Raw genomic sequence first — 10,812 nt, forward strand, 5'->3', positions numbered from 1 at the left:
CGTCACAGGACCGCTGCAAGTTCCGTACTAGAAGCCGATCTTCAGATCCTTGACGAAGCGGTCGGTGAACGCCTTTTGCCATTCAGTCTTTGGATCGAGCAGGTTGGCGGCAACCAGGAAGTCATAGGTCTGCTTCCATCGCGCAGCCGTCATGATGCCGATTCCGCCGGTGGCGGCGTCGCCGCCGTCGAGCGCTTTGGTCTGCTTCAGCTTGTCGATCGCGAATGCGATCTGGGCGTCGGTCATTTTCGGATTGTCGACCTTGATCAGGGCGTTGGCCGGTTCCGGGTTTTTGAGGTAGTCACGCCAGCCCTCGAGCGATGCCTTGACGAAACGCGCCACCACATCGGGTTTCTCGGCGAGCATCTTGTCGGTGGTCACGATCGCCGCGCCATAGGGCGGATAGCCGCCGTCGGCGAACAGGAAGAATTTTGCCTTGACGCCTTGCTGCTGCGCCTGGAACGGTTCGGACGAGAGATAAGCCTGTTGAGACACCGTGGGGTCTGCGAAGAACGGTTGCAGGTTGAAAGTGTAAGCGCGGATCTGGTCGTCGGTGTAGCCATACTTGGCCCGCAGCCACGGCCAGAACGTGGTCCGCGACGAACCAGAAATCAGGATCGGCTTGCCTTTCAGGGCAGCGAGATCTGCCACGTCGTCATGGGCCATGATGCCTTGCGGATCGAACTGGAACGAGGACGCCACCGTCACCAGCGGCAGTCCCTGTTCGCGGCCCTTCAGCACCTGGATGTCATAGCCCATCAGGAAATCGGTCTCGCCGGCGAGCAGGAGCTGCGATCCGTTCACCTGCGGTCCACCCATCTTGATGGTGACGTCGAGCCCGGCCTTTTCGTAAAGCCCGGTCGCCTTGGCCTGGTAGAAGCCGCCATGCTCGGCCTGGGCGAACCAACTGGTCAGAAATGTCACCTTGTCGGCGGCGGTCGACGGGGCGACGAAGGCAAGGCAAGCCGCCGCAGCGAGCAGGGCGCGGGACACGATGGTCATGATGGCGTTCATGGCAACCTCGGTGTGATTTCGATCGGATGGAATTCCAATGGCGGCGGAATCCCGGTGCAGCGTTCCCGGCACTGCAAAAGATGCACGCGCCGTCTGTCATCCGGAAGCATTTTGATTCGAGGCATACGTTGCCTTTTAGGCAACGCATAAAAAGCCAGGGTCAGGCCCCTGCGTGCACCATTGTCAACGGCTCCGCGATGCCATAGTCGGACATCATGGTCGTGCGCGCCGCAACCGCGCGGTGCGCCGTGAAAAGGAACTGAACATGGACAAGCCGCGCCGCCGGGTCTGGTGGGACGAATACGCCTCGCGTGAATTCGAAAGCCTCGATCCAGAGAGCACCATCGCTGTCCTGCCGATCGCCGCCATCGAGCAGCACGGGCCGCATCTGCCGGTTGGCGTCGACGCGGCGATCAACCGTGGCATGCTCGAGACACTCATCGATCATCTGCCCGATGATCTCGACATCCGGATCCTACCGGTTCAGCAGGTCGGAAAATCCAACGAGCATCTGCGGATGCGAGGGACCTTGACCTTGCCGGCGGCGACGCTGATCGAGGCCTGGACCGAGCTCGGATTGTCAGTCGCGCGCGCCGGCATGCGGAAACTCGTGATCGTCAACTCGCATGGCGGCAACGACGAGGTGATGGGCATCGTCGCGCGCGAGCTGCGGGTACGCGCCGACATGCTGGTGGTTAAGTCCGCCTGGTCGCGGCTCGGCAAGCCGGCCGGCCTCTACAGCGAGCGCGAGCTAAAATTCGGTATCCACGGCGGTGACGTCGAGACCTCGCTGATGCTGCATTTCCGCCCGGAACTGGTCGATATGGCGCGCGCACAGGACTTCCGGTCCGTTGCCGAGGACGACGAAGCGGCCTTCGACCATCTCAGACCGACCGGGTTCATTGCCTATGCCTGGATCGCCGGGGACCTCAATCCCGCCGGCGCGGTTGGCGAAGCGCACAAGGCAACCGCCGACAAGGGCCGTCTCACCGCCGAGCACGGCTCGGGGGAATTCATCAAGCTCCTGTACGACGTGAAGGCGGCGAAGCTGCCGCGCTGATCAACCGCGCTCGCACAACTGCCGGACCAGGGTCGTGATCCGTGCGGTCGGCGAGCCCAGCGCGAGCATGACCGAGAAGTGGTCGGCGCCCGGAATTTCCTCATAGCTTACCGGCAGTCCATTGGCGGCGCGGTGTGCGGCCATGTCGGCGGTCTGCTGGCGCAGCATCGGCAGTTCGGCGCCGCCGACCACCAGGGCCAGCGGCGCAGAAGGGCCTGCTGAGTGCAGCAGCGGCGAATTGCGCCGCGACATCGCTTCGTCGAGCTTGAGCTTGACGTTGAGATAGCTGTGGCGGATCGGCTCGAGATCGAAGATGCCGCTGATCGCAATGCCCGCCTTCACGCGCGGATGCGACAGCGCCATCGCCGCCAGATGTCCGCCTGCCGACCAGCCGGATACGACAATACGGCCAGGATCGCCACCGAGCGCGGGAAGTCGTTCAACCAGCGCGTCGAGAGCCCGATGGATCTCGGCAACAATCTCGTCCAAGGTCGCTTCCGGCGCCAGGGTGTAGCCGATCAGCGCGACATTGATGCCGTGAGCCATCGGTCCCTCGGCAAACCAGGTGACGGTTTCCTTCGAGCGCATCTGCCAGTAGCCGCCGTGGATCAGTACGAGCGTCGGGCCGCCGTCGGCGGCCTTGAGGAAATCGGTGCGATTGCGGTCGCGTGGACCGTATCTCAAGTCGAGATGCGCAGGATGCTTGTCCCGCATGGTGGCGGAGCGCTGCTCCCAGCTCGCGACTAGCTCGGCGCTGCCCGGGACGGCGGCGCTGTTGTTGAGCCCGAGGTCACGCTGCTCCTGGCTCATCGATCGCCAGTTCGTCTCGCCGAATATCGTCGCCATCGTGATGTCCTTGAATGCCGTTGGTCGCGAATCCACTTTTGCAGCGAACAACTCATAGCCGCTGCATCGCTCGGCGGACCTCCGCGAGAAAGCGGCGGCGCCTGACTTCGGTCGCAGTGTTCATGTGGTACAGCGCATGATAGCGCACCCTGGCCTTGAAGCCGGTGAACCAGGGCAGGTAGCGCGTCATGATCTTGCGCGGCGGGTCGGCCATGGCGATGGCTTTCCAGCGTTGGCGGCCGTAGGTCGAGATGCCGCTGATACGACTGATGTGCTGTAGCAGCGGTTTCGCATGTGCCGGGTCGGGCAGGTCCATCGCGATGCCGGGGCCGAACATCCGATCGAACCAGCCCTTCAGCATGGCCGGCGGTCCGAAGGACCAGGTCGGAAACTGCACCACCAGTGCCTCCGCTGCCATCAGCCGGTCGACATGGGCCTGGTTGTTGGCACGGTTGCGCGCGGGATCGTGATAGTCGCGCCGCCGCTCCGCCGTGAGCACGGGATCGAACCCCTCCGCATAGAGGTCGAGCAAGTCGACCGCATGCCCGGCCTGCGTGAGTCCGGCCAGCGCCTCGCGACGGATCGCGGCATGGAAGCTGTCGTCCAGCGGATGGCAATAGACGTACAGCACGCGCACGTCACCGCTCCGCCACGAAGCTGCGCATCTTGCCTGGATTGAGCAGGCCGTAGGGATCGACCTCATGCTTGAAGCCGAGCTGATCGACATCGACGCGCTTGTAGCGGCTGCCGTCCTCGACCGTGTACACGTGCGGATTGGCGATATGGACCTCGTGCGCCTCGTGCAGGCGGATGATCTCGTTCAGCCGCTCCGCGTCGCTATACCGCACCACCGGCAGTCCGCTACAGGTCAACTGGCCGTTGAAACGGATGAATTCGAGGTGCTGCAACACCTCGTCCGGAAACATCGTGCGCATCTCCTCAACCTTCTGGAGCAGCCGGTCATGGGGGTACAGGCATTGCAGATAGGTCACGGTGCGATCGCTCTTGAGCACCTGCAGGGTGGTATGATTCCAGGTGTATTCGTACAGTGGCACCTTGCTGGGGCCGTCGTCGGTCGGCATCTCCAGGGTGATGGTGCCGCGGCCGCCAAGGAGATTCCTGAAGCTTTCCAGCGAGGGCTCAGCAATCATCGCGATCAGGATGCTTTTGCCCTCCGGACAGCAGGATTTCAGCGCACCGAAATAGGACGGCAGCGGCCATGTAATAGGCGCCAGCAGCTTCTTGACGATGCCGTCGGCAAGCGCCGCCGCGTGGCCGAATTCGACCGCGGCCATGAAATCATCGAAAGCGACCACCACGTCGATCCATGGCCATGCCGGCGCCAGCGGCATCTCGAGCGCGGTGATGATGCCCGTGGTGCCGTAGGCACGGTTGATCTTCTGCGCCGCGTCGCCGCGTAGTTCGATAATGCGAGGCTCCGGCTCCATGGTGACGACGCGCGCGGCGAGGATGTTGCCGCGTTCGCGCAAGCCGCCATAATTGATCGAGCCGATGCCGCCGGATCCGCCGGCGACGAAGCCGCCAATGGTCGCGGTGCGCTTGGTAGAGGGATGCATCCGCAGCTCATAGCCCGAAGGCTGTGTCGCGGCGTCGATCGCATTCATTTTGGCGCCGGCGCCGACACGGATCTGCCCGGGTCTGATCCATTCGATCGTGTCAAGTGCGGTGATGTCGAGCAGTACGCCGCCGGCGAGCGGTACAGCCTGGCCATAATTGCCGGTGCCACCGGCCCGCACTGTCAGCGGCACGCGATGACGCGCGCAGGCCGCGGCAACGCGTATAATATCGGCCTCGTCGCGTGGCGTGACGATCAGATCCGCCGACTTGCCGTTGAGCTGGTCGTTGAGGACCGGGCTGTACCAGAAGAAATCGCGCGAGCGCCGGCGCACGATGGTAGGATCAGTCACGACCGGGATATTGCCGAGCTCGGCGAGCAGCGAGGTCAGTGTATCCGTCGACGGATGCCGGTTGGATGCGACGTCAAAGGGCGTGAGATCGTTCATGGCGTGCTCGACCTTGGCAATCGCGGCCCGCGACCGGCGAGGGCGGCGGCAAGAACGGTGGACTCCAGCACGAAACCGAAGCATTGGTTCACGTTGTAGACGGTCGCTGCCATGCAGTAGTCCGGCGACGTGGTGGCGGCGCAGTCGCGGAGCAGCATGCAGTCGTAGCCATGAAAGTTGGCGTCCTGCAGCGTGCAGAGCACGCATTGGTCGGCATTGACGCCGGCAAACAAGAGCGTCGTGACGTTGAGGTTGCGCAGGATGCTGTCGAGCTCGGTGTCCTGGAAGCCAGACATGCGATACTTTGCGACATGAATGTCGCTGGATTCGACGGTCAGCTCTTCGACAATCGAAGCCGACCAGCTGCCGCGTTCCAGCACCCGCGCGCCGGAGCCCGGTAGCCGATCGCCGAGGCCAACGCCTGCACCCGACGGCTTGTAAACATGCAGCAGGGCCGGGCTGAGGTTGAGCCGATCGGGCCGGTTGCCCCAGTTGAGCCAGATCACCGGCACGTCGAGGTCGCGCAGCACCGGCAACAGCCGTTGCAGCGGTGCGATCGGCGCGCGCGCCGGCGTTACGTCGACACCGATGTGGCCAAGCCAGCCGTCGGGATGGCAGAAGTCGTTCTGCATGTCGATGACGATGATGGCGGTGCGCGCGAGGTCGAAGGTCACGAGCTTGGCGCCGGCATCGATCGTCACCGGCTGCGGCACGACCGGCGGCCGGACCAGGTTTGCCTGGGTCGCCGAGACCGACCAGCGGTTACGCGGGCTGGCGCCGAGTGGCGTGAGATCGTCGACCGGTTGAAGGCGGATGTCGGTCATCGCGGAACCGCGACGTCGCGCCCCTGCAGCACAGCGATATCGTCGGCCTCGACCTCGACCGGTTCGCCGCCGCGGATCAATTCGGCAAAGCCCTCGTTCGGCGTCATCACCGTCAGGCAATACAGCTTGCCGGCGCCGGTGTTCTCGATCACGTGCTCGGAGCCGGGATGCAGCAGCAGCGAGTCGCCCTTTTTGATCGGCAGCATCTTGCCATCGCAACGCGCGACGCCTTCGCCGTGCAGCACATGGAAGAATTCATGCGCGGCTGCATGTTCGTTGGGCGGCGTCGCGCCGCCCGGCCGGAAGATCTCGATGACGAAGATGTTGTCGATCCGGTCGCTCTCATGATCGAACAGCACCACGAAATAGTTAGTGTCCGTCGGCGAGATGCGGAAGGCCTTGGACCGGGCGAGGTTTTCGACGCTGAACGCCATGAAGGAAACTCCTGATTGTGGTCGGTCCGACGGTGCGGGGCGTGCGCGCGACGAGCCACGATGGATTCAGCACGCCGCATGGCTTGCATAAAAGCGCTTTATTTCGCAAACATTGTTGCCTTTTAGGCAACATGACAGCATGCTCCGGAGCGATGCGTTTTTTCGAGCAGGAGCAAAGGGATGCTGCATAGCCGCCTGTTGACCTATGTGGACGAGGTGGCGCGCACCGGATCAATCCGCACTGCTGCAAGCCATCTTAATGTCGCGGCGTCCGCCATCAGTCGCCAGATTCTTGCGCTGGAGACCGAACTCGGCACGCCGATTTTCCAACGGCTGCCGCGCAAGCTGATCCTGACCGCGGCGGGTGAGGTGCTGGTCGGCCACATTCGCCAGACTCTCAAGGAGCTGACCCGCGCCCAGGGCAAGATCGAGGAACTGAAAGGTTTGCGCCGGGGCGAGATCACGGTGGCGATGATGAGCGGTCTCGCCTCGAACCTCGTGCCGGGAACCGTCAAGCAGTTTCGCGTCTCCAATCCCCGGGTGCGGCTCTGCCTGACGCTGCTGACCACGGGCGAAGACATTCAATCCGCGGTCGGCAGCGGCGAGGCCGACCTCGGCATCGGCTTCGATTTCACCCGCGGCAGTCATCTGAAGGTGCTGGCCCGCGCTGCCGGCAAGCTCGGCGCGGTGATGGCGCCGAGCCATCCGCTCGCCAAGCGTAACCAGATCCGGCTTAGCGACTGCGTCGACTATCCGCTGGTGATCGCCGACGGGTCGACCGCGATTCGGCCGTACCTCGATTCGGCATTTGCGAAAGCTTCGCTGGAACCGCTGCCGATCATCGAAACCAACGCCATCGAGATCATGCGCCACGCCGCCATTCTTGATAATGGCATTACCTTTCTTACGCCGTTCGACATCGAGTTCGAGCGCCGCGTCGGCCGTCTCGTCTATGTGCCGGTGCGCGAGTTGGCGCACGAGACGCAGACGCTCATGTTGATCGGCCACGAACGCGGGACGAGCGCGATCGCCAGCGTGCTCGCGGAAATGCTGAAGGCGATGATGCGTGAGGCCGCGGCGTGAGCGACCGGGGCGTCACCCGCGGTCAATGCCAGGCGGGTCGCAGCCGCTTCGTGCTCGATGATCTGCATGCTTTCAACGGTGTCATCATGCAGCGGACTTCTGACTCCAATCCCCTGCATTGGTGTGCGGGCTTTCCGATCAGTCGAGGGCTCATCCAGTACGGTGCAGAGCCGCAGCGTGTTGGCGCTCACCCGTAGCAGATTGGACTTGATTTGCTAGAGCTAGCCCAAACTTGCCCATGATGAATTGGAGCGAGAGTTCAGGCGTTTCAATCGGTTAGAGGTTTGCGTGTGCACGACGTGTGCACCGGGAGATCAAGAATAATCTTGTGACAGCCAGCGTAAGCAAGCCTTTTGAAGTGGGTAGGGACGGTCGAGGAAGGCGCCACTCTCCACGCATTCGCTGAATTGCGCGGTGGCTGCTAGGCAAGCCGGCCCAAAAGCGCGGCGGCGAGCAGCGTGGCGCCGAAAGCACGTGTGATCAACATGAGCACATTCTCGCGTCTTCGCTGCTGAACTATCATGTTGATTGCCGCAAGGACGGCGATCCATGAATGCCAGTGTGCAGCGAGTCCGGTCTTCGAGCAGCGCGGATGATCCAGAGGGCCGATTGTCACCGCATCCGTCGCAGCATGTCATTCGAACAGAAGCCTGACGGGGGCTGGTGCGATCCCGCCGATCACGAATTGCGCATGTCGTAGGCGGTTCGCTCGCCAGACGGCAGATGTTTGCCCAGGCGTAGACCTCTAGGCAGATCAGTTTGCCATATAATCGGTCATAAACCACATAAGGCCCACCAAAACTGAGCCAATTTTAAGTCTGGCACGGCTTCTGCATGACCGTTTTGACCGATTGGGCTTTTACGCCAGAAAAAAGGGGAATGTCGATGCTTCCGAAATTTGACCGTCGCCACTTTCTAAGGGGTGCGGCGGGAGCCGCGGTCGCCGCAGGCTACACGCAGATCAATCCAGACTTCTTCATCTCCGAGGCACACGCGCAGGCCGGCAAGACCATGACCTTCCTGTCGGCCGAGAACATCACCGGCAACTGGGATCCGACCGCGCACACCACACTTTCGCAGAAGAACATCGAAGGCTTCGTGATGGGTTTTCTCACCCGCACGCCGATGAAACTCGATAATCCGGGCGAGGTCATCTACGAGCTTGCAACCGACATCAAGCTGCTTGATCCCAACCGCCTGCAAATCAAGCTGCGCGAGGGCGTGGTGTTCCACGATGGCAAGCCGTTCAAGGCGGAAGACGTCAAGGCCACATTCGAATACGGATCCAAGCCTGATCGTCCGGCGCAATGGTATCCCGGCCCCAGCGAAACACTGAAGATCGAGACGCCCGACGACTACACCGTGATCGTTGACACCTCGAAGGGCGGCTATCCGGCGCACCTCTTCACGTTTCTCGCCGCCTTCCTGCCGATCATGTCGGCGAAGGATATCGCCGGAGGGCCCGGCGGCGTGCTGTCACAGCGGCTGAACGGCACGGGTCCGTTCAAGTTCGTCGAACAGCGCGGCAACGATACCGTGATGAAGGCCTTCGATGGCTACTTCAAGGGCAAGCCGGCCATCGCTGGGATCAGCTTCACCTTCACCGGCGACTCCACGACACGGATGCTCTCGCTGATGAATGGCCAAGCCTCGATCGTCGAACGGTTGGAGCCGGAACAGGTCGACACCGTCAAGGGCAATCCCAACATCCGCATCAATCGGGTGGTGTCCGTCGAGAACAAATATCTGTGGTTCCGCTGCTCGAAGCCACCTTTCAACGATCCGCGGATCCGTCTTGCTGCCTGTCATGCCATCAACCGCGACCTTGTCCTCGAGGTGCTGGGCTCGGCGGGCCATGCGTCGTCGAATTTCGTCTCTCCGGTGAAGTTCGGCTACGTCGACCTCGAAAACTATCCGAAGTTCGATCCGAAGAAATGTCAGGCGTTGCTCGCGGAAGCCGGCTTCCCGAACGGCAAGGGCCTGCCGCCGCTCGAATACATCGTGTCGGTGGGCTTCTATCCCAAGACCAAGGAGTACGGCGAGGTCATCACCGCGATGCTGAACGAGCAGGGTTTCAACGTCAGCCTGACCGTGCTCGAACCTGCGGCCTGGAACGAGCGGCTATACCATCGCCCGGGCGGCGGTCCCGGTCATATGGTGGATTGCGGATGGTCGACAGGTTCGCCGGAGCCCGACCTGGTTCTCCGCACGCATTTCCACTCCTCCTCGCATCGTATCTGCGGCATTGAAGACGCTGCGATTGACGCAAGCCTTGACAAGGAGCGCAGCGCGCCGACGCTCGAGGAGCGGAAGAAGATCCTCCAGACCGAGACGATGCCGTTGCTTGCTTCGAAGATGCCGGCGCTCTCTTTGTTCACCTCTGTGATGATTCACGCGATGCAGAAGGATTTCGAAGGCCTCTATATCTACCCGGATGGATCGATGGATGCGTCCAAGCCCGTTGCCTGACCATGACTGGTTGCCGCGTGCCGCGATCGGGCGGCGCGCGGTCCGCCATGTCCTTCACGGAGCTTAGGGATGTTCGTCCTGAATTTCCTCATGCGGCGTCTGGCCCAGGGCGCCCTGATCATCTTCCTCGTCTCGCTGCTGATCTTCACGCTGTTGAGGGTCGTGCCGGGGGATCCCGTACGGCTGATGGCCGGCGGAATGGCGCCCGAAGCCCTGATTGAGAAGATCGCAACCGACATGGGCTTGCGGGACCCGATCGTCGTCCAGTTCGGGCGCTACATCGGCGGCGTCGTGCGCGGCGATCTCGGGCAGTCCTTCGTTCGGCCCGCGAATGGGGCCGCCACGGGCGGGGCGACCTTCAACGACACGACGCGCGGCGAACGGGCGAAGGTCCTGAGCCTGATCCTCGAAGCACTGCCGATGACGCTGCAGCTTGCCGCGGTGACATTGGTGATCGCCCTGGTGTTCTCGGGCATCGTCGGAATTGCCGGAGGCCTCGCGATCGGGCGATGGCCGGACAAGCTGGCGTTCTACATCTCCTCGATCTTCATATCGCTGCCGAACTTCTGGCTGGGAATCGTTCTGGCACTGCTATTTTCCGTCAAGCTCGGATGGCTGCCCGCAATCGGCTACAGGGGATTTGCCTATACGATCCTTCCGGCGATCGTGCTCGCGGTCGAGCTGTCGCCCGTCCTGATTCGGACGCTCGTGAGCTCCGTCTCGGCGCAGATGACGGAGCCCTATGTGGCGGTGGGACATGTGCGCGGCCTCGGCCGGGGGCGCATCATTGCGAACCATGCGCTGCGCAACGCTTCGGTGCCGCTGCTCAATCTGCTCGGGATTCAGTTCTCGAGCCTGCTCGGCGGGGTCATCATCGTCGAATACATCTTCGACTATCCCGGCCTCGGCCTCCTGACCATCAACGCGGTGCTCCAGCGTGACTTTCCGCTGATCCAGGGGATCGCCATCGTGACCAGCGCTATCTTCGTGCTGATCAACATCATCGTCGACCTCGTCGCCACCACCATGGATCCAAGGCTCGAATACTAAGGCTCGAA

The 10,812-nt window shown here is 62.4% G+C and carries 10 protein-coding genes; 4 read left to right on the plus strand and 6 right to left on the minus strand.

The annotated features are described in order from the left end of the window. Positions 1-27: 27 nt before the first annotated feature. On the minus strand, positions 28-1,014 hold the full coding sequence (locus tag FXB40_RS08220; protein ID WP_187436726.1) for an ABC transporter substrate-binding protein: 987 nt from the start codon (positions 1,012-1,014) through the stop codon (positions 28-30). Between the two features lie 265 nt (positions 1,015-1,279). Between FXB40_RS08220 and FXB40_RS08225 the strand changes: the two genes are divergently transcribed. Next, positions 1,280-2,074 (plus strand): creatininase family protein, encoded by a 795-nt coding sequence (locus tag FXB40_RS08225; protein ID WP_148771698.1) that lies wholly within the window; start codon positions 1,280-1,282, stop codon positions 2,072-2,074. Here the strand turns inward: FXB40_RS08225 and FXB40_RS08230 are convergent, their stop codons facing one another. From FXB40_RS08230 to FXB40_RS08250, 5 genes are read right to left on the minus strand one after another with little or no spacing between them, the layout of a single operon-like run. After that, complete coding sequence (locus tag FXB40_RS08230) at positions 2,075-2,920, minus strand: alpha/beta hydrolase (protein WP_148771699.1); 846 nt, start codon at positions 2,918-2,920, stop codon at positions 2,075-2,077. A 52-nt stretch (positions 2,921-2,972) separates the two neighbouring features. Then, positions 2,973-3,557 (minus strand): NAD(P)H-dependent oxidoreductase, encoded by a 585-nt coding sequence (locus FXB40_RS08235; protein WP_148771700.1) that lies wholly within the window; start codon positions 3,555-3,557, stop codon positions 2,973-2,975. Position 3,558: 1 nt separating this feature from the next. Further along, positions 3,559-4,944 carry an FAD-binding oxidoreductase gene (locus tag FXB40_RS08240; protein WP_148771701.1) on the minus strand — a complete coding sequence of 462 codons (1,386 nt, stop codon included), beginning with the start codon at positions 4,942-4,944 and terminating at the stop codon, positions 3,559-3,561. Then, the gene (locus FXB40_RS08245; protein ID WP_148771702.1) at positions 4,941-5,768 is read right to left on the minus strand and encodes a cysteine hydrolase family protein; all 828 of its coding nucleotides are present in this window, start codon (positions 5,766-5,768) and stop codon (positions 4,941-4,943) included. The genes FXB40_RS08240 and FXB40_RS08245 overlap by 4 nt, the downstream gene beginning before the upstream one ends. Next, a complete protein-coding gene (locus FXB40_RS08250; RefSeq protein ID WP_148771703.1) occupies positions 5,765-6,202 on the minus strand; it encodes a cupin domain-containing protein in 438 nt (145 codons plus the stop codon). Before FXB40_RS08250 ends, FXB40_RS08245 begins: the two co-directional genes overlap by 4 nt. A gap of 180 nt (positions 6,203-6,382) precedes the next feature. Between FXB40_RS08250 and FXB40_RS08255 the strand changes: the two genes are divergently transcribed. From FXB40_RS08255 to FXB40_RS08265, 3 genes are all read left to right on the plus strand, one after another. Then, positions 6,383-7,285: a LysR family transcriptional regulator gene (locus FXB40_RS08255; RefSeq protein ID WP_148771704.1), complete on the plus strand. Its 903-nt coding sequence runs from the start codon at positions 6,383-6,385 to the stop codon at positions 7,283-7,285. 885 nt (positions 7,286-8,170) lie between these two features. Further along, complete coding sequence (locus tag FXB40_RS08260) at positions 8,171-9,754, plus strand: ABC transporter substrate-binding protein (protein WP_148771705.1); 1,584 nt, start codon at positions 8,171-8,173, stop codon at positions 9,752-9,754. 69 nt (positions 9,755-9,823) lie between these two features. Continuing rightward, complete coding sequence (locus tag FXB40_RS08265; RefSeq protein WP_148771706.1) at positions 9,824-10,804, plus strand: ABC transporter permease; 981 nt, start codon at positions 9,824-9,826, stop codon at positions 10,802-10,804. The last annotated feature ends 8 nt before the right edge of the window (positions 10,805-10,812 follow it).

The organism is Bradyrhizobium rifense, from assembly GCF_008123425.1.
GTDB lineage: Bacteria > Pseudomonadota > Alphaproteobacteria > Rhizobiales > Xanthobacteraceae > Bradyrhizobium > Bradyrhizobium rifense.

What these genes read in the sequence shown, in the direction of transcription:
- FXB40_RS08220 (WP_187436726.1), bottom strand. Translation starts at nt 1,014, where the DNA reads ATGAACGCCATCATGACCATCGTGTCCCGCGCCCTGCTCGCTGCGGCG.
- FXB40_RS08225 (WP_148771698.1), top strand. Translation starts at nt 1,280, where the DNA reads ATGGACAAGCCGCGCCGCCGGGTCTGGTGGGACGAATACGCCTCGCGT.
- FXB40_RS08230 (WP_148771699.1), bottom strand. Translation starts at nt 2,920, where the DNA reads ATGGCGACGATATTCGGCGAGACGAACTGGCGATCGATGAGCCAGGAG.
- FXB40_RS08240 (WP_148771701.1), bottom strand. Translation starts at nt 4,944, where the DNA reads ATGAACGATCTCACGCCCTTTGACGTCGCATCCAACCGGCATCCGTCG.
- FXB40_RS08245 (WP_148771702.1), bottom strand. Translation starts at nt 5,768, where the DNA reads ATGACCGACATCCGCCTTCAACCGGTCGACGATCTCACGCCACTCGGC.
- FXB40_RS08250 (WP_148771703.1), bottom strand. Translation starts at nt 6,202, where the DNA reads ATGGCGTTCAGCGTCGAAAACCTCGCCCGGTCCAAGGCCTTCCGCATC.
- FXB40_RS08255 (WP_148771704.1), top strand. Translation starts at nt 6,383, where the DNA reads ATGCTGCATAGCCGCCTGTTGACCTATGTGGACGAGGTGGCGCGCACC.
- FXB40_RS08260 (WP_148771705.1), top strand. Translation starts at nt 8,171, where the DNA reads ATGCTTCCGAAATTTGACCGTCGCCACTTTCTAAGGGGTGCGGCGGGA.
- FXB40_RS08265 (WP_148771706.1), top strand. Translation starts at nt 9,824, where the DNA reads ATGTTCGTCCTGAATTTCCTCATGCGGCGTCTGGCCCAGGGCGCCCTG.